The 18308-nt window shown below is 55.6% G+C and carries 20 protein-coding genes and 1 pseudogene; 7 read left to right on the forward strand and 14 right to left on the reverse strand.

What is annotated here, in order from left to right:
* Positions 1 to 127: 127 nt before the first annotated feature.
* Together EYR88_RS07690 and EYR88_RS07695 are read right to left on the reverse strand one after the other, a co-directional pair.
* Positions 128 to 577, reverse strand: a complete 450-nt coding sequence (locus EYR88_RS07690) for an AsnC family transcriptional regulator (RefSeq protein ID WP_131089061.1) — start codon at positions 575 to 577, stop codon at positions 128 to 130.
* Between the two features lie 87 nt (positions 578 to 664).
* Positions 665 to 1093 carry an Lrp/AsnC family transcriptional regulator gene (locus EYR88_RS07695; RefSeq protein ID WP_131089062.1) on the reverse strand — a complete coding sequence of 143 codons (429 nt, stop codon included), beginning with the start codon at positions 1091 to 1093 and terminating at the stop codon, positions 665 to 667.
* A gap of 241 nt (positions 1094 to 1334) precedes the next feature.
* Between EYR88_RS07695 and EYR88_RS07700 the strand changes: the two are divergent.
* Positions 1335 to 2080, forward strand: a pseudogene (locus tag EYR88_RS07700) (DUF5058 family protein).
* Positions 2081 to 2211: 131 nt separating this feature from the next.
* Here EYR88_RS07700 and EYR88_RS16410 read toward each other — a convergent pair.
* Entirely contained in the window at positions 2212 to 2364 is a 153-nt protein-coding gene (locus EYR88_RS16410) for a hypothetical protein (protein WP_347559255.1), read from the reverse strand.
* Between the two features lie 41 nt (positions 2365 to 2405).
* Between EYR88_RS16410 and EYR88_RS16415 the strand changes: the two genes are divergently transcribed.
* Both EYR88_RS16415 and EYR88_RS07710 read left to right on the forward strand, forming a co-directional pair.
* On the forward strand, positions 2406 to 2807 hold the full coding sequence (locus EYR88_RS16415) for a hypothetical protein (RefSeq protein ID WP_347559256.1): 402 nt from the start codon (positions 2406 to 2408) through the stop codon (positions 2805 to 2807).
* A gap of 12 nt (positions 2808 to 2819) precedes the next feature.
* Positions 2820 to 4028: an amidohydrolase gene (locus EYR88_RS07710; RefSeq protein ID WP_131089063.1), complete on the forward strand. Its 1209-nt coding sequence runs from the start codon at positions 2820 to 2822 to the stop codon at positions 4026 to 4028.
* On the opposite strand, the gene EYR88_RS07715 is transcribed toward EYR88_RS07710, so the two are convergent.
* The 5 genes from EYR88_RS07715 to mmsB form a co-directional block, all read right to left on the reverse strand.
* Positions 4025 to 4840 (reverse strand): HAD family hydrolase, encoded by an 816-nt coding sequence (locus EYR88_RS07715; protein WP_131089064.1) that lies wholly within the window; start codon positions 4838 to 4840, stop codon positions 4025 to 4027. The genes EYR88_RS07710 and EYR88_RS07715 overlap by 4 nt on opposite strands.
* 7 nt (positions 4841 to 4847) lie before the next feature.
* Positions 4848 to 5657, reverse strand: a complete 810-nt coding sequence (gene ppgK, locus EYR88_RS07720) for a polyphosphate--glucose phosphotransferase (RefSeq protein WP_131089065.1) — start codon at positions 5655 to 5657, stop codon at positions 4848 to 4850.
* 68 nt (positions 5658 to 5725) lie between these two features.
* Entirely contained in the window at positions 5726 to 6790 is a 1065-nt protein-coding gene (locus EYR88_RS07725) for an ROK family transcriptional regulator (RefSeq protein ID WP_131089066.1), read from the reverse strand.
* Between the two features lie 16 nt (positions 6791 to 6806).
* Complete coding sequence (locus tag EYR88_RS07730; protein WP_131089067.1) at positions 6807 to 7904, reverse strand: alcohol dehydrogenase catalytic domain-containing protein; 1098 nt, start codon at positions 7902 to 7904, stop codon at positions 6807 to 6809.
* Between the two features lie 2 nt (positions 7905 to 7906).
* Entirely contained in the window at positions 7907 to 8830 is a 924-nt protein-coding gene (gene mmsB / locus EYR88_RS07735) for a 3-hydroxyisobutyrate dehydrogenase (protein WP_131089068.1), read from the reverse strand.
* 139 nt (positions 8831 to 8969) lie between these two features.
* On the opposite strand from mmsB, the gene EYR88_RS07740 reads away from it, so the two are divergent.
* Complete coding sequence (locus tag EYR88_RS07740) at positions 8970 to 9893, forward strand: LysR family transcriptional regulator (RefSeq protein WP_131089069.1); 924 nt, start codon at positions 8970 to 8972, stop codon at positions 9891 to 9893.
* On the opposite strand, the gene EYR88_RS07745 is transcribed toward EYR88_RS07740, so the two are convergent.
* Positions 9859 to 10407 (reverse strand): hypothetical protein, encoded by a 549-nt coding sequence (locus tag EYR88_RS07745; RefSeq protein ID WP_131089070.1) that lies wholly within the window; start codon positions 10405 to 10407, stop codon positions 9859 to 9861. The genes EYR88_RS07740 and EYR88_RS07745 overlap by 35 nt on opposite strands.
* Before the next feature lie 152 nt (positions 10408 to 10559).
* Entirely contained in the window at positions 10560 to 11939 is a 1380-nt protein-coding gene (locus EYR88_RS07750; protein ID WP_278184784.1) for an MFS transporter, read from the reverse strand.
* Positions 11940 to 12107: 168 nt separating this feature from the next.
* Here EYR88_RS07750 and EYR88_RS07755 point away from each other — a divergent pair, with 168 nt between their 5' ends.
* Positions 12108 to 12437 carry a CHY zinc finger protein gene (locus tag EYR88_RS07755; protein ID WP_315973780.1) on the forward strand — a complete coding sequence of 110 codons (330 nt, stop codon included), beginning with the start codon at positions 12108 to 12110 and terminating at the stop codon, positions 12435 to 12437.
* On the opposite strand, the gene EYR88_RS07760 is transcribed toward EYR88_RS07755, so the two are convergent.
* The 4 genes from EYR88_RS07760 to EYR88_RS07775 all read right to left on the reverse strand — a co-directional run bounded on the left by EYR88_RS07760 (position 12434) and on the right by EYR88_RS07775 (position 16253).
* Positions 12434 to 12874 carry a universal stress protein gene (locus tag EYR88_RS07760; RefSeq protein ID WP_131089071.1) on the reverse strand — a complete coding sequence of 147 codons (441 nt, stop codon included), beginning with the start codon at positions 12872 to 12874 and terminating at the stop codon, positions 12434 to 12436. The genes EYR88_RS07755 and EYR88_RS07760 overlap by 4 nt on opposite strands.
* 48 nt (positions 12875 to 12922) lie before the next feature.
* Positions 12923 to 14128 carry an FAD-dependent oxidoreductase gene (locus EYR88_RS07765; protein WP_131089072.1) on the reverse strand — a complete coding sequence of 402 codons (1206 nt, stop codon included), beginning with the start codon at positions 14126 to 14128 and terminating at the stop codon, positions 12923 to 12925.
* A gap of 81 nt (positions 14129 to 14209) precedes the next feature.
* Positions 14210 to 15619, reverse strand: coding sequence for a dihydrolipoyl dehydrogenase (gene lpdA, locus EYR88_RS07770; RefSeq protein WP_131089073.1), 1410 nt, complete (start codon positions 15617 to 15619; stop codon positions 14210 to 14212).
* Entirely contained in the window at positions 15603 to 16253 is a 651-nt protein-coding gene (locus tag EYR88_RS07775) for a TetR/AcrR family transcriptional regulator (RefSeq protein ID WP_131089074.1), read from the reverse strand. The genes lpdA and EYR88_RS07775 overlap by 17 nt, the downstream gene beginning before the upstream one ends.
* Positions 16254 to 16367: 114 nt before the next feature.
* On the opposite strand from EYR88_RS07775, the gene EYR88_RS07780 reads away from it, so the two are divergent.
* Together EYR88_RS07780 and EYR88_RS07785 are read left to right on the forward strand one after the other, a co-directional pair.
* Entirely contained in the window at positions 16368 to 17237 is an 870-nt protein-coding gene (locus tag EYR88_RS07780; protein ID WP_131089075.1) for an alpha/beta hydrolase, read from the forward strand.
* A 52-nt stretch (positions 17238 to 17289) separates the two neighbouring features.
* Positions 17290 to 18285 (forward strand): NADP-dependent oxidoreductase, encoded by a 996-nt coding sequence (locus tag EYR88_RS07785; RefSeq protein WP_131089076.1) that lies wholly within the window; start codon positions 17290 to 17292, stop codon positions 18283 to 18285.
* Positions 18286 to 18308 lie beyond the last annotated feature (23 nt).

Consider the following 18308-nt stretch of genomic DNA (forward strand, 5'->3'; position numbering starts at 1 on the left):
TCTGAAATTTTTTCACTTCCGTTGGCCCCGCACCTTCAGCTCTCACCTAGTCACAGGTGAACGCTGGAGTGGCGGGGCTCATTCATTAGATTTTGACCTTTGTAGTGCCGTATTTGACGCTACGCTCTTACCTATAACGTAATTCTTCGACCATTCGTCCACCACGCTTGCGCGCTCCGAGCACCATTGAAGTGCGCAGCTGGACCATCTCGCCCCAGTCGGTGGCGGCAATGAATTCGTAAAGATCCCGCTGACTAGCAACAGTGACCTCTACCAGCAGCTGAGCGTCTCCAGCCACTGCCGCTACATAGCGGACCTGTGGCAACGTTTTGAGCTTATTCCCGTCCGCGTCCACGCTGGCTGGTGAAACTTGAATCCGCAATAGTGCTTCGACTTGGAACCCCATCAGCGCAGGATCAACCAACGTGCGAATACTGATATGTTCTCCTCGTAGCAGGGCGTCCACTCGGCGCGAAACCGAAGTTTCGCTCATCCTCACCTGCCGAGAAATGCTGTCGATACTTGCCCGGCCATTGTTGCGCAGGACCTCAACAATCAAGCGATCAATATCGGTCATGCCATCGGCAGGATTCCACGTGGTGAGTTCCCCACCTGCGCTGGGAGTGAGCGCGGCTTCCTGAGCATCGCTGAGCGATCCTGCCCTCTACGCTCGAACAGTCTTGAAGTATTTCAGAATCGGATAACTCTGAATGCTGCTCAGTCCGGGTGTTGCCGGCAATTGCAAGGTCAGAATGTCTTCAAGCCCACCGTCATAATGTAGTTCGCTAACCACGTCACTCTCGCCGGTAACCATGTAAGTGAATGAAGTATCTGAGCGCTGCGAGATAGCTTCAATGGCTACAGGTATAGTTCCAGGCGCGCACTTGAGTGAAGCAATGACCGCGGCCTTACGATGAGCGATGGCTGCAACTTTGACCTTGCCTTCATCTAACAATGCTGAACCATAGTGGGCGACCGTTCTTTCCGGTTCACCAATGACTTTGGCAATCTTTCGCCATGTTGCTCTGCCATCTACCTGAAGCGCAACGACGATACGTCGTTCCACTTCACCCAATACTTGAATATCAGCCATAGATTCAAATTTCAGGCCAAACTCCCCAATAAGCAATCACTTTTGCGCCTAGATACCATTTTGTTTCAACTGAAATGGCGCGATTTCCTCCATTTTCAGGTGAGAACTGCGCATCAAACTGGGTGTTTAGACAAGAATCTGGCTAAACCTTTCAGATCTTGTCAGCTGTACTGTGATAGCGGATCGTTGAGACCCAAAGAGACGTGCCTCATATCAATGGTTCGCAGGGCAAGAAGCGCTAATGAAAACGCAACAGATTATGGCGGCAGGTGATCCGGGTTCCACAGACATCTGGGCACTTGCCAACTCCCCAGTACTTTGGTTCTGCGCACTAGGTGTCTTTGCAGTCATCTTTGTACAGTGCGTGCTCTACACCAGGGCCGTAAAAAAGGCAGCACCGCATGTGGACATGCCCTTGGCGGAAGTCAAGGAATCCTTACGTGCTGGCGCTGTTGCGTCCATCGGCCCATCCCTCGCCGTGGTGCTAGTAGCCATCGCATGTTGGCGCTTTTCGGCACCCCAGCCGTTTTGGTACGCATCGGGTTGATCGGATCGGCCGCTGCAGAAACCGGCTCAGCCAGCATTTCGGCCAGCACCATGGGAGCTGCCCTCGGCGGTGAGACTTACACCCAGCAGGTCTTCGGTGTGGCCTTTATGGCCATGAGCCTTTCCGGTGCAATGTGGATGATCTGCACCTTGATCATGACTCCACTGCTCAAAAAAGGTGGAAATAATCTAGCCAAACGTAACCCTGCGGTGATGGCTCTGGTGCCTACCGCAGCTCTGCTCGGGGCTTTCAGCGCGTTGACCATCGCGGAACTGCCAAAGTCCAACGTCCACATGATTCTGGTCTTCATCTCCGCGGCCATGATGGGCTTGTGCCTCTATCTGGCCAAGACGCTTCAGCTCAAATGGCTGAAGGAATGGGCGTTGGGTATTTCCATCGTCGTCTCGATTATTGCCGCCTATTTCTTGCACACCGCTTAAGGAATCATCATGACTGCGACACCACAACTTTCCAGCGCTGATGCCTCGATCGAGCGCTTTGAAAAGCAAACCAGCCGCTATGGTCGAAACACCATGATCATTGGACTGGTGCTATCACTGATTGGTCCAATTTACATCGCGTTCTTCAGCGGACTGGAGATCACCGGGTCCATGGTCTGGGTGGCGTTCCTCGCCGTGGCCGGAACCTTTGGAGTGCTCTGGATTGTCGAGCCACTGACGTACTTCCCGATTCTTGGATCTGCTGCCATGTACCAGGCGTTCATGATCGGCAACATCTCCAATAAGCTACTGCCAGCGGCCATCGTTGCTCAGTCCACCATTGGCCAAGCCTGGCACCAAACGCGGGGACTTGGCTGCGGTGATGGCTATCTGTGGTGCGGCAACGGTGCACCTGACCAGCTTGCTGCTTCTGGTAGGTCTGCTGGGAACGTGGCTGGTTTCGCTGATTCCCGCAGAGATCACCGACGCGGCCCGACTGTACATTCTGCCGTCACTGATGGGGGCGGTATTGGTCCAGAGCATTGTGGCGATGAAGTCGTTGCGACCCACCGTGATTGCCATCGTATTAGCGCTGCTGATGACCTTTGTGTTTGTCCCTCTAGCCCCATCCTTGGCGATGTTCGCTACCGCCATCGTGGTTATCTGCTCCACCGCCTTTTCCTGGGTATTGCGCGACCGCAAGAAAACCTACACTTCAGAAAGCTAAGAGGTACTCCCCGTGCAAACCACACTTCAGCTCACCGAGATCGATACCAACAAACTACACCAGGACTACCTGCACCTGCACCAGAGTCCGGAACTGTCGATGCAGGAGCACAATACCGCCAGCTTCATCGAATCACAGCTCACCGATATGGGCATCGAAAACTTCCGGTGCGGGGGCACCGGTGTGGTGGGCATCCTGCGAAATGGTCGGGGACCAGTGGTGGCTTTCCGGGCCGATAGTGATGGATTGCCCATCCAGGAGGACACCAAGGTCGACTATGCTTCGACCGCACGCGGCACGCTTTCCGACGGCACCGAGGTACCGGTGATGCATGGCTGCGGGCACGACACCCATAGGGCCAGTGCGCTGGCTACGGCACGAATCTTGGTCCGCAGTTCCACTTCGTGGCAGGGCACCGTCATCTTCATTTTCCAGCCGGGTGAGGAAACCAGCGCCGGAGCTAGCGCCATGGTGGCCGACGGATTATGGGAGAAGGTTCCACTTCCGCAGGTGGTGCTGGGCCAGCATGTTTTCCCCTTTGCCACCGGCACGATCTCGGTGACCCCTAAATCTGCCATGGCGATGGCCGACTCCTTGGAGGTGACCCTCTACGGCAAACAAGCCCACGGATCCCAGCCGCAGGATTCTATTGATCCGATAGTGCTGGGCGCCAACATCATTACCCGATTGCAGACCATCACCTCACGCGAGCTCAACCCATTGGATTCTGCCGTGGTGACTTGTGGTTCCTTCCACGCTGGGCTGAAGGAAAATATCATTCCAGATTCCGCGGTGTTCACCTTAAATATCCGCACGCTTACCGACCCGGTACGTGCCAAGGTGCTTGCCGCTGTCACTCGCATCATCAATGCAGAAGCTGAGGCATCCGATGCGCCACAACCGAAGATCACCGAGTTGTATACTTTCCCTCGTCTTTACAACGATCCGCAGCACACCGAACAGCTGGTACCGGCATTTGGTGAAGAGTTCGGAGAAGATCAGATCCGCTTGGCTCCCCCAGCGATGGGATCCGAAGACTTTGGCGCACTGGCCGATGCCATCGGCGTGCCCAATGTCTTTTGGATGTTTGGCGGCGCTGACCCACAAGATACTTCACCTGCGGTCAACCATTCGCCGTTCTTCCTGCCGGAATACCGTGGAGCTCTGGATACCGGAGTTCGTGCTGCGGTGGCAGGATTAATGCACTACTTGGGGCGCTAGAGGGCTGTGCGCCCGTCAAGGTAGGCGCGCAAGACCTGCAGCACACCGTGTTCGGTATTGGCTGGGGCCGTGAAGTTCGCGGCCGCGGCAACGTCGGAGTGGGCGTTGGCCATGGCGAAGGAGTAGGTGGCTGCCTTGATCATTTCCAGATCATTAGGGTAATCACCAAACACGACAGTTTCGTCGTCGTTGATGCCTAGTTCCTTTTGCAGCGCACCAAGAGCTAGTCCCTTGTGTACACCGTGGTTCATGGCGTCAACCCAGTGGCTTCCAGAGATGACAACCTGCAGCGGAACATCAAGCACATCAGCCATTTCTTGGACCTTGCTGGTGCCAACGTTCACTGCCATCTTGATGATTTCATCATCAACGTCATTGAGGTTTTTAACGACCTCAACTGCACGGTAGTACGGTGCGACTGCCTGCATGAATTCTTCGTCATTGCGTTCAACATAGGCAGTACGTCGTCCGCACAACACCAATCCAGCATCCAGCGCTTCTTGTGCTCGGACCGCATCAATGACCGCATCCACAGATGCCGAATCGATGATGTTGGAGTAGATTTCTTTGTCGCCATCCATCACCACGGTGCCGTTTTCGGCAATGATGGCGATTTCGCCGAGCTGCGCGAACTGCTCGCGCAGGGTGGCGAACTGCCGGCCTGAGGCGGGCACAAACTTGATGCCGCGAGCCTGAAGCTGGTCAATCACGCCCCAAGCGTCATCCGGGATTTGACCGTCTCCGTCCAAAAAGGTGCCGTCCATGTCAACGGCAACGAGCTTAATTTGGGCGTTCGGGTCAATGGTATGCATTAGTTCCTTAGTTGTTTGGATGCATGGCGCGCTGCGCTGCGCCCAACACTCCGGCGGCGTTGTTGAATTGCGCAGGCACAACTTTTGCGCGCAACTCCAGCTTAGGCAAGAAGTGCTCGTGGTCCTCGGAGATTGCGCCGCCAATGACAATCAAGTCAGGGCTGCACAAGAATTCAACGTGCGACAGGTAGCGCTGCAGTCGCTGAATGTACTGCTCCCAGCTCAGGTCCTCTTCGCGCATAACGCGTGCGGCTGCCTTGCTTTCAGCATCAAATCCGTCGATTTCTAGGTGGCCAAATTCCACGTTAGGGAAGAGCACACCATCACGGAAGAATGCTGAACCGATTCCGGTGCCCAGGGTCAGCAACAAGGTGCTGCCCTTGAGTGGAATGCCGTCCTTGGAACCTGCGCCAGCAAAGACTTCAGCTACGCCTGCGGCATCTGCATCGTTGAGCACGTGGACTTCGCGGCCCAAGACTTTGCCGAGCATGGTGGTGGCGTCAAGGCCGATCCATGCCTTGTCGATGTTTGCTGCCGAGTGCACTACACCGTCAATGACGATGCCTGGCACGGTGACTCCCACGGGAATGCCGGCAAGATCCTCGCCGGTGACCTTCTGCAAATCGATGATGATCTGCGCCATAACTTCGGCCACAGCATCTGGGTGAGCACCCTCTGGGGTGGTCGCCTTATTCACGGTACTTTCGACAAGTTTTCCGTCGGTACCGACCAAGGCGTACTTGATCGAAGATCCGCCCATGTCAAGGCCGATGGCAGCGTACTGCGACTTACTTGCCGATGCGTCAGATGATGCCATCAGGATTCTCCCCAGCGGTGCAAAGAAATTTTAAGGACTCTTTACGATATATTGGTTCCGCCGTTTGGTCAACGTTCGCGGTAGTTTTCCCAAAGTTTATCTAATGCGACTTCGCGCGCACCAGCAATGGCTCCATGTGCGGCAGCCTGGGCTCCGAGTGCAGAAGAATGAACATGCACTGGAACCAGCAATCGATCATTAACCTCGTCAGCCAGTGCTTGGCACAATTCTTCGGTGACCGCAGGCCCACTAACGACCAGCTGTTGCGGGTCAACAAAACCGACCAAATTCGCCACCACCTGGCTCAGTGGCCTCAGGAAAGGTTTCCACGTGCGCTGATCTGCCAGCTTCTCCCAGAGCACGCGGGTCTGGAACATGCCAGCTTCACCCAATACTTCGCGTAGGTTCTTTTCACCGAGCAGCTGGTTCTCCAGTTCGCCGGCAGTACCGTGACGTCCGCGATGAAGCTTTCCGTCAATGACCAATCCAGCACCAAGACCGGCACCGATGTAGAGCATCATTAGTGAGCCGTCGCTGTTCTCGGCTTCGGCTACCGCCATCCAGTTCACGTCATTGTCCAAAACCACTGGCGTCTTCTGATCAAAGAGTCCAGCCAAGTTGGCGCCTGAGGCAGGGAAAATCTCGGTGGGAACTACGCGTTCTGAATCCTCACGGAGCACCGGAGCTGCCTGACTGACTGCAGCAGCAAGCAACGGCGAGCGCAACTGCTTGTGTACCCGGGTGATCTCCGTGGCCGCCATCTTTTCGACTTCTTCGGCGCTACTGTGCGGGGTCAAAGCGTAGAGCCGATCCACCAAAATGTTGCCCGCCAGATCGGTGGCGCGAACCTGCAAGGATTCGGCTTGCAGGCACAATGCGAGCAGGTGACCAAACTCGGCGCGTAGCGCGTAGCGTTCTGGGGTACGTCCGCGCTTCGTTTCAGAGGGACGGTCAATGGCCAGGGCCAAACCGTTCTCCTGCAATCGTGAGATCGCTTGAGAAGCAGTGGGTTTGGAGATGCCAAGGTCGGCAGAAATCTGGGTGCGCGTCGCCGGTGCGGTGCACAGGTAATCAAACACCCGGATGTCGGTCAGAGTTGCCAGTGCTCGTGGACCGGCGGTCGAATCAGTCACCCCTCAATCCTACTGGTCAAGGCAGCAGTACTTGGCGAACTGAACGCCCCTGAGCCAATTCATCTAACGCCTCATTGATCTGCGCCATCGGCCGGGTACGCACCAACTTCTCGATTGGCAGTTTTCCTGCGCGCCATAAGCCTTCGTAGCAGGGAATGTCGTTGGCTGGAAGGGCTGAGCCCATGTAGCTGCCGATGATGGTTCTTGCCCCAGCCGTCAGCGACAGTGGTTCAATGCTGCTCATCGCCCCTGGTGCAGGAAGCCCCACGGTCACCAGCGTCCCGCCAACAGCGGTAGCGGCCAGCGCGGTTTCAAAAGCTCGTGGGTGTCCCGCAGCTTCAATCACGATGCTGGCGCTACGCCCGGAAAGGTCCTGCGGTGTACAGGCTTCGTCAGCACCTAGTTCCAAGGCTGTGGTCAATTTGTCTTCATTGGCATCTATCGCCAGAATCTTGCCTGTGGTGCGTTGACCTACTGCCACCAGTAAAGCGGCCATGCCTACTCCGCCGAGCCCAACGATCGCAACATCTTCTGCACCCGTAGCTTTGGCTGCATTGCGCAGGGCCCCGCCACCTGTGAGTACCGCGCAGCCAAGTACGGCAGCTACTTCAGCGGGAATATCAGCTCCTACCGGCACCACGCTGCGTGCATCCATCACGGCATAAGTAGCAAAGGCAGAGACACCCAGATGGTGGTGCACCCCCTGGCCATCCATCTGCAGCCGGCGAGTGCCAGTGAGCAACGTTCCTGCGGTATTGGCTTCGGTACCGGCAGTGCAGGGTAGCTTTCCTCCGGTGGCGCAGGCTTGGCACTTCTCGCAGCGTGGCAGGAACACCGAAATGACTTGCTGGCCCACTGCCAGCTGCACCCCGGCACCGACCTGTTCCACAATGCCCGCCGATTCATGTCCAAGCACCATAGGTAGAGGCCGTGGCCGGTTGCCATCAATCACCGATAGATCAGAATGGCATAACCCCGCGGCGTTGATGCGCACCAGCACTTCGCCAGGACCAGGTTCATCAAGCTGCACTTCACGCAATGAAAGCGGTTGGTGTTCGGCGTAGGGTTGCTGATTCTCTCGTTGTTCAAGAACGGCGGCCTGGATCAAGCGCACCCTTAGCCTGCCTGCTCTGGGTTCCACCCGCGGACCGCACCGTCAGGCAAGAGGTTTTTGACGATCAACGAGCAGTCCTTATCCCCCAGCCCTTGGGCAATTAGCTCATCAAATTGTTCCCGGGCTAGTGTCGCCGCCGGCAAGCTCACCCCGGTGCTTTCCCCGGCATCTAAGGCAAGGCCGATATCTTTGCGCGCTAGATCCGCACGGAAGGTGGCCTCAAAATTATTGTTGGCCGCGGCAGTGTCGATAATGTCCGGGACCGGGTACCAGGTTTGTTGCGCCCAGGATTTGCCCGACGAGACCGAAGCGATCTCCCAGAACACCTTGGGTTCCAGTCCGAGCTTTTCGGCCAGCTGAGAGCCTTCGGCGCTAGCCATCAGATCAATAAAGAGCATCATGTTGTTGCAGATCTTGGCGGCAATGCCCATAGTGGCCGTACCTGCGATGATGGTCCGCCCACTCATCGGGGCAATATAGTTGGTTGCCCGCTCCATGAGTTCTTGCGCACCGCCAAGCATGAAGGCCAGGGTTCCTGCAGCTGCCCCGGAAATGCCACCAGAGACTGGGGCATCAACAAAGTTCAAACCACGTTGGGTAGAACCTTCATGGATATAGCGTGAAGTTTCGATGTCCACGGTAGAGGAATCAATGAGCAACATGTCCTTGGTGGAGTTGGCCCAGATTCCTGCCTCACCTTCATACACCGAGCGCACGTGCTGCCCCTTGGGCAGCATAGTGAAGACTACTTCGGCACCATCAATGGCTTCGAGGACCGAACTGGTGATCTGTACCCCGCCTTGGGCCGCGGTATTGCAGGCATCCTCGTTGAGATCAAAGCCCAGCACCTGATGACCTGCTGCAACGAGGTTGGCGGTCATCGGTCCGCCCATATTGCCTAGACCAATCCATGCGTACGTGCTCATCGAATATCCCCTCACCATTGAGTTTTGTCTTCTCAAGCCAGAGTAGGTTGCTCTGCTAGGGGCACTCAATGTTTGGGAGCAATCTAATTGCGCATGGGCAGTGTGCGCTGGCGCACACTGCCCATGGCAGACTGGTTCTATGGACCGTCAGATCGATTACCGCCACCTCGAATCCCTCATTGCTTTGCTCACCGTGGCACGCTTGGGTCGCTACACCGCAGCGGCAGCTGTACTCGGGGTGAACCACTCGACAATCTCCCGGCGCATCGACGCCCTGCAAAAGGCCATGGGCGGCCACCTGCTGACACAGACACCCAACGGTTGGGAACTAACGGACCTCGGACGCCATGCCATGGCCAGTGCCGAGGCCATCGAGCAGGCGGTAGCAGCGATCAGCACCGAGGACGATTCCCCAGCGCTCGCCGGTCACGTGCGCTTGGCAGCGCCTGATGCGTTCAGCGCTCATCTTGCTGCCCCTGCTTTGGCTAAGTTGCAGGCCCGTCATCCGCAGTTGGTTTTTGAAATTGTTTCGGAAACCACGCGTGCGCGGCAGACTCGCACCGGCATGGATTTGGAAATAGTCATTGGACAGCCCAACGTCCGTAAAGCGGCTTCCACAAAACTCATGGACTATGAATTGCGACTATACGCTACCGCCGAATATCTAGAAGTCCATGGAACTCCGCAACAACTTTCAGAGCTGGCTAGGCATAGCCTGAACTACTACATCGACACCGCTCTGACCGTGGACAAGCTCGACGAGGCGACCAGTCATCTACCGCCTATGCGGCGAGCAATTTCCTCGACCAGCATTGCCGTGCAGTACGCAGCAACAATGAATCATGCTGGTCTCGGATTACTCCCCGTTTTCTTATCTAAGCATTACCCGAATCTGATTCCGGTGCTGCACGATCAGTTCAGTTATCTCTCGGAATATTGGCTTGTCGGCCGCGAGGAAGCTCTGCGCAGCAAGGCCGTGCAGGCGACCGTTCGAGCGCTGAATGATGCAGCAGCCAATGGGGATTGGTTTATTCTTCCGTTCCCTGAGCAGGCTCCCAACTAAGCACCGCTTCACACAGCTCTGGCACGCTGCGCGAACTATCAAGGCGCAGTACAGGGCAATTCAACGTATCCAACCACGCTTCATGTTTAGCCCGGTTTCGACCGTGAAATTGTGGATCGTCGTAACTTTGGGACCAGTGCATAAATTCGTCAAAGGCAGCACTGTCGATATCCTCCCCCTCACGACGGATCAATTCGCGTTGCCTGGTCCGGCTGAGGCGCACCGCAGGGTCCAAGGACAAAAAGACCACGGCATCACATTGTCGTAAGACCAAATCTGCCCACCCATTAACCGAGCCTGATAAGACCCAGGCGGCGCGTGGCACAAACATGCTAAGCATCAGAACCACCCGATCTTTGACGGGCCGTGCTTGAACGTAGGGCGGAACGCTGGGGAGCCAGAAGTAGTCATCCGAATCAGCATGAGGCACCGACCAAGCAGTGGCCACGGCCCTACCTAGCGTCGTTGTTCCTGATCCGCTGGCGCCCACAATATACAGTCGGCACGGTTGCATCTTTTTCTCCTTGGACGTGTTTTTCCCAGACGAAAAGTCTACGCCCGCGCCCCGGAAAGCTCCGCTGGGTTCTCCGCACCTACGCAATAGAAAAACAGAAGGTGGCCAGCTCTGTGATGAACTGACCACCTTCTTGGCTATCGAAGAAGCTGTTACTTCTGCATCTTCAAATGCTTTGCTACTTCAACCTCACCATCAGTAGCCAAACGGTCCGCTTCGTCAATGGCACTCAAGTCAGTTCCCTTGGTTTCACGCATGAAGAAGACTGCGACCAAGGTGACCAGTGCTGCGAAGACAATGTAACCAGCCACCGGAACCCAAGATCCGTAGACCTTCAGTAGCCAGGTAGCGATGATCGGTGCCATGGAACCGGCCACGATCGAGGTGACCTGGTAGCCCAAGGAAACACCTGAGTAGCGCATGCGGGTTGGGAACATTTCAGCCATGATGGCTGGCTGGCCAGCATACATCAGTGCGTGTATCGCAAGTCCCAGCACGATAGCGGCAAGGATGATGCCAAGGTTGGCAGTGTTGAACATTGGGAATGCCACTACACCCCAGACCATCATGAGGATAACGCCAGTGGCATAAACCGGACGGCGCCCGCGGGTATCGGTGAAGCGTCCAACCAGCGGAACCAAGATTGCGTGAATGACGTGGGCAATGAGCATCAGGCCCAAGATGGTTGAGGTCACCATCTTCAACTGAGTGGCCATGTAGGTGATCGAGAAGGTCACCACCATGTAGTACATGATGTTCTCACCAAATCGCAGTCCCATTGCGGTGAAGACGCCGCGTGGGTAGCGCTTGAATACTTCTCCGACACCATAGCCGACGGCAGCATTCTGCTCCAGCTCAGCTTTTGCTTCTTGGAAAATTGGTGCGTCCGAAACACGAGTACGAATGTAGTAGCCAACAATGACGATAATTACTGAAAGCCAGAAACCGATACGCCAACCCCAGGCCAAGAAAGCTTCGTCGCTCAAGGTGGAAGACAGAACCAACAGCACCACGGTTGCCAGCAGGTTTCCGACTGGAACAGCAGCTTGTGGCCAGGAGGCCCAGAATCCACGTTCCTTACTCGGAGCATGTTCGGCTACTAGCAGCACCGCGCCGCCCCACTCGCCACCCACAGCAAATCCCTGAAGGAAGCGCAAGGCGACCAGCATGATTGGTGCTGCGTAGCCAACTGAATGGAAGGTCGGCAGGCAGCCCATCAAGAAGGTCGTTGCACCGACCAAGACGATGGCCACCTGTAGTAGGTGCTTGCGGCCGTACTTGTCGCCAAAGTGTCCAAAGACAATGCCACCGATTGGCCTAGCGATGAATCCCACCGCGTAGGTGAGGAAGGCTTTGATGATGTTGTCGAGGTCATTGCCGTTGTCTGGAAAGAAGATCTTGTTGAATACCAAAGTGGCGGCGGTGGCATAGAGGAAGAATTCATACCACTCGACCACAGTTCCTGCCATGGAAGCCGCTACTACCCTGCGCAATCCCTTGCGTTCAGATTTTGTTGACGTTTCACTGGCCACGATTTATTTCCTAACGCCCTTGCCAGTCACCCCATCGGAACCAGCTTCACCAGAGAGTATGACCCGGATCACATCGTCAAAGATAGTCGCAACGGTGCATAGTAGGAAACAGATTGTGCACATTCGGCGTGCTTTTTTGCACAGGCCATCAAGTTCTTAGGAGGTCCCGTGGCGATAAACGTGAATTTGCGTGGTGTGCAGATGGATGAACAAACCAGATGCGCTCACTATCATCAGCTCAACGACGTGATTGCGCTCAAGCACGTCTGCTGCGATACCTATTACCCGTGCCACCTCTGCCACGCCGAATTGGCTGATCATCCGGCCCAACTTTGGCCGGCAGATAAGTTTGATCAACCCGCAGTTCTCTGCGGAGTTTGCCGCTGCGAACTAAGCATTGATGAATACCGTGCTTCATCTTCATGCCCGCACTGCCAAGCGCTATTCAACCCCGGCTGCAAACTCCACGAAAATCTGTATTTTGAATTGTCGTCCTAGAAATCTTCCGCAGCTTCAGGCTGTCGAGGAATAACCAATACGGGGCGCAGCTGTTTGTGCGCCAAGGTGACGGCAATGGAGCCGTCAATGATTTCAGTCATTCTGTTGCGCAAGCCAGCTCTTCGAGTACCGACAACAATCATTTGAGCATCAAGTTGCTCGGCTACTGCGCTGAGCACCTTTGCTGGGTCGCCGGCAACTGTGTAGGTTTCGAATTCGACACCAGTAATCACCGAGGAAATCTCCCACGCTAGTTCCTCTGAGACTTTGCCCGCCGAGGTTAACAGGTCTCCGGCGGCCAACTTTTGCGTCATGATCCGTCCAGAGTCTGCATAAACGCACACCAGACGTGCATGCAATTCTCTCGCCAGCTTTCCAGCGGCCGCCAACACGGCTGCATTCATTCCAGGTTCCACACCCAAAACCATCGTGCCCATCAGCTGTTCCTGCTTTCTAACGAACCGGTATTCACCAAAAATCCCGAACTAAAGTTGCGTCAAATCAATCTGCACATCGGCCAAACGTTCCGCGTCGATGTTCCGCCCCACCAGCGTCCGCAACGTATCGTTGACGTCCCCAATATTCACGTTGGCCGCAGCAGTCACCGTCTGGCCGTGCTGCCAGAATATAATGAATTCTCCAGATTCAGTATCTCCACGGATCACCGTTGTGTCATCCGGTGAACTGTGGCCAACATATTCCATACCCAGATCAAACTGGTCTGTAAAGAAGTACGGCAACCAGTCAGAGGACTCATCAGCGCCGGTGAGCGTTGCGGCGGCCAGCTTCCCTTGGCGTATTGCGTTATCCCAGTGTTCTACGCGCAGGTGGCGATCGAGATGTGTGTTAAAAGCTTGGGCAATATCTCCCACTGCGAGAATCTGTCGATTACTACTTCGTAGGCTCTGGTCAACAACTACGCCACCGTCCACGTCCAACCCCGCAGTTTCAGCTAGTTCCAGATTCGGAACCGCACCCATCGCTAGGATTACAACGTCAGCACGGGAGGATCCAGCATCCGAATACACTTGCAGATGCCCGTCCGCTTGTTCGATGCCCTGTACCCGTGCTGTACGCACATCGACACCGTGACGTTGATGTAGCTCCAAGAGATAGTTTCCGAAGCGCTCGCCAAAAACCTTGCTCAGCGGAACGTCGGTTGGCGAATACACGGTGACCCGCGCTCCGCTCTGACGCGCCGAGGCAGCGACCTCCATACCAATCCAGCCAGAGCCGACCACGGCTACTTGCGTTCCTTCAGTGATGTCCTCACGCAGAGACTTTGCGTCATTCAGCGTCCGCAACACGTGCACACCAGGCAAGTCATAGCCGGCAATCGGAGCCTCTTTCCCGAGGCTGGCCCGCGATCCGGTGGCTAGAACCAGATGGTCATAGCTCACCGAATCGCCATCCGCTAGCAGTACTCGTTGCTGTTCCGCTTCAATGCTGATCCCGGCCACACCCAGACGCAGAGCAACCCCATGTTCGGAGTACCAAGTGGAGTCATGAACGATGAAGTCCGCTGGCTCTTCCTTGCCTTGCAAGAAGCCTTTAGATAACGGCGGACGTTCATAAGGCAAATCGGTTTCATCACTGATCAAAGTCAGCTTCCCGGAATAACCACGCTCACGTAATTCGCTCACGACGCTTGCAGCGGCTAAACCCCCACCAAGGACAACGATCGATTCCATGCTGCACCCGATTCCTCGACAACCATGTACCTCGATACTCACACCCGGACGCTGTGCTTGGCAAGGACTTAATCGACTCACTCAGAGATTGATCATGTGTCCAGTAAGCCCGTGGAAACTTTCCTGCAAAGCTTCTCCCAACGTCGGGTGAACGTGCACGTTACGGGCAAGTTCGGTCGCGGTCAGATCCCACTTTTGAGCGAGCGTGAGTTCTGGCAACAGCTCAGCCACATCGGCACCGATCAGGTGTGCGCCGAGCAGCTCACCATACTGGGCATCGGCAATGATTTTCACGAATCCTCCGGGTTCACCCAGGCCGTGCGCTTTTGCGTTGGCGGTAAATGGGAACTTAGCAATTTTCAGCTCGTGGCCGTCATCTCGCGCTTGCTGTTCAGTTAGCCCGAAGGAGGCAACCTGCGGCTGCGAGAAGGTCGCACGTGGCATCATCCGGTAGTCTCCCAGCGTCTGGGTTTCTGCGCCGGCGATGGTTTCCGCTGCCACGACGCCCTGGGCCTCAGCCACGTGGGCCAGCTGCAGCTTTGCGGTCACATCTCCAATCGCGTACAGGTGTGGCACATTGGTGCGCATGTAGTCGTCGATACCGATGGCACCGCGATCGGTCAATGTGATGCCCGTATTTTCCAGCCCATAGCCATCGGTGCGTGGAGCAAAGCCCACGGACATTAGCACCTTGTCCACAACGATGCTTTTGGGTTCAGCACCCTTCGGTGTATAGGTCACGGTCACTAAGGATCCATCATCTTCGACAGTATTCACCGAGGCCGAGGTGAGCAGGGTGATACCCAACTTCTTATACTGCTTGGCGATCTCTTTGGAAACTTCTGGATCTTCATTGGGTAGAGCCCGGTCAAGGTATTCAATAATCGTGACCTCGACTCCATAGTTGGCAAGGACATAGGCGAATTCCATCCCAATGGCTCCGGCACCGACGATCACCATGGAGTTTGGCAGTTCTCGGGAAAGGATCTGGGACTCGAAGGTCACCACGTTCTTACTTATTTCCACCCCTGGCAGCAGTTTCACAGTGGAGCCCGTTGCAATGATGGCGTTGTCAAAAGTGACGGTTTGGCTTCCGCCCTCGGAGAGCTGAACCTGAAGGGTGTGAGCGTCGCTGAAGCTACCCAGTCCGTTGATCTCGGTGATGCCGTTTTTCTTCATGAGGAAGTGCACACCTTTAACTCTTCCCTCGGCTACGGTGCGACTGCGGTCAAAAGCGACCGAGAAATCAAAGTCCACCTCTCCGCGGATGCCGAACTGTTCAGCTTGATGAGTGAAGGTGTGAGCAAGTTCAGCGTTGCGCAGCAGGGCCTTGGAAGGAACACAGCCCACATTAAGGCACACCCCACCCCAGTACTGCTTTTCAATGACGGCCACCGATTTGCCCAGTTGTGCGGCACGGATAGCGGCGACATAACCACCGGGGCCCGCGCCGAGAACTACAACGTCAAAGTGATTAGTGCTGGTGTTCATGGAAGTTCTCCTTTAGATACAGATTTGTTTCTCTTGGCAAGATTGCTGCGATCTGCTGTTCAACGTTGGCGCGGATGACAGGCAATGAGTCATCTAGGTACATGGTGGCCGTTGCAGTGACATGGACTATCGAGGTGATCACACGAGCGAGTATCGCTGCGTCAAGGCCAGCGTACTCCGAGAGCACCTTTCGCATTCCTTGTTCCCAGCGCTGGGCATGGGCCAGTCCCTCGGCTCGATGAGGTTCTGCGGGGTCGCCAAAAACTAGCTCATGCATGTAGGTGCGACCATTTTCTGGATGCTCTCGAATACAGGTCAGCACCGGGTCTATCAGAGCCATGAGGTCTCGAACGGGGTGAGGCTCCGGCCCCTTAATCAAGGTGTCGGCAGCCAGCCCTTCTTCGATTGCGGTGGCGAATTTTTGGTTCTGCACCATAATCAAAAGCTCCGCTTTGGTTCCCGCGTAGAGGTACAGGGTTCCGATAGCGATATCTGCTTTGTCAGCAACCTGTTGCGTTGTGACACTGTTGATTCCCTCTTTAGCGAGCAGGTAGCTGGCTGCGGACAAAATTCGCTTAAGTTTTTCTTCTTTAGCCCGTTCCCTGCGACCACGGGGAGCATAGACCGACTTCATATTTCCTCCCTTGACAAAAATATCTGAGCTTGCTCATAATTGAGTATACTCGGAAGCATCGAGATGAAAACCTTTCATCCTCACAGCGAACAAGGCAGGAAGCACACAGCGCAAATGACAAAGCAACCTAACGAAGATCACGGTGCCACAGCATCGCTTGTTGCTGCGGAAAATCGCACGGTGGATGCCGCCGGGGCACAATTCATCTACCGCGAACTTGGTAATGCTCAGGATGAGAGCTTGCCCCTGGTCGGGCTGACCCATTTGGGCGCGAACCTCGATAGCTGGGATCCAGAACTCATCGACCCCATCGCCGCCACGCGACGAGTCATCCTAATTGGCTACCGCGGCGTGGGTGCTTCTACCGGAACACCGCAAGATAATTTCGAGGCCATGGTTCAAGATGCGATAGCGACCATCCGAGCATTAGGCCTAGCTCAAATTGATCTATTTGGGCTCTCCATGGGCGGGATGGTGGCACTGGAAGTCCTACGCCAAGCACCCGAATTAGTGAACCGCGTAGTCTTCGCCGGGACCGGACCGCGGAGCGGTCCTGGACTGACGCAAATGACCAAGACTTTCATCCGCGGTGTCCTACGTGGGGCAATCACTTTGACCAACCCCACCTCCGTCTTGTTTTTCACAAAAACTGACAACGGCAAGCAAGCCGCCAAAGAGTATCAGGCTCGGCTAATGCTCCGGTCCACCGGTCGTGACAAGCCGGTAGCGCCAAACGTATTAGTGGCCCAGCTACGCGCAGTCAAGCGTTGGGGCCAAGCAACGCCCGTAACCTTGGGGTTCGCTGGCCCCGTACTAGATTTGCACGGCGATTCTGACGCAATGGTCTTCCCAGAAAACACCGAAGCGCTCAAGCGGGTACTCCCCCAAACGCAGGTGCAGATCTACCCGGACGCCGGGCATGGTGTTGTCTCCCAACACCGTGCATCAATTTCACAAACCATCACTAAATTCTTGAGTCGCTGACCGAGCGACGTTTCGACAAATATCCATACATCAGCCAAGAGGAGCACATAACATGCGAGCATTCGCCATCGATAAATACAAAGGTACGCTCAGCGAGACCAACGTTCCCGAGCCAACCCTCGGCGAGCACGACGTACTGGTGAAGGTACTGGCAGCTGGCGTGAACCAGCTGGACGAAAAGATTCGTGAAGGCGAATTCAAAACCATCCTTCCCTACGAGACTCCGCTAGTCCTTGGCCACGACGTTGCCGGTACTGTCATCAGTGTCGGCTCCCAGGTCCGCGGATTCAAAGTCGGGGACACGGTCTACGCTCGCCCCCGCGATTTCCGCATTGGCACCTTTGCCGAACGCATCGCCATCGATGAGGCCGACGTCGCTTTGGCTCCAACCACAATCACTATCGCAGAGGCCGCTTCGTCGCCGATGGTTGCGCTCACTGCATGGCAGGCCCTAGTAGTCCGCGCAAATATTCAGCCGGGACAGAAGGTGCTGATCCATGCTGGCGCCGGTGGCGTTGGCTCAATCACGATCCAGCTCGCCAAGCACCTCGGTGCGTATGTGGCCACTACTGCGTCTGCCAAGAATGCCGACTTTGTCCGCGAGCTGGGAGCCGATGAAGTTATTGACTACCGCAACCAGGACTTCGAAAAGGAACTCTCCGGATACGATCTAGTGCTCGATTCACTCGGCGGCGAAAACCTGGAGAAATCACTGCGTATCCTGCGTCCCGGCGGCAAGGCCATCGGCATCTCAGGACCACCAGATCCTGCCTTCGCAGCTAAGGCGGGTCTGAACGTAGTGTTCCGTTTGGCCGTCACCGCGTTGAGCGCCAAAATCCGCAAGCAGGCCAAGAAACTTGGGGTCAGCTACGAGTTCTTGTTCATGGATGCCAGCGGCGAACAGCTGCGCAAAATCGCCAAGCTCATCGACAATGATGTGCTCAATCCGGTAGTTGGCAAGACCTTTGAATTTGATCAGGCACCTCAAGCTTTGGAAGCTCTAGCCAAGGGTGGCGCCCGAGGCAAAGTTGTTATCCTCGGCGCCTAGTTCTCATACCATTTAGCATTCCC

Origin of the sequence: Arthrobacter sp. S41, assembly GCF_004320535.1 — a bacterium.
Taxonomy (GTDB): Bacteria; Actinomycetota; Actinomycetes; order Actinomycetales; family Micrococcaceae; genus Glutamicibacter.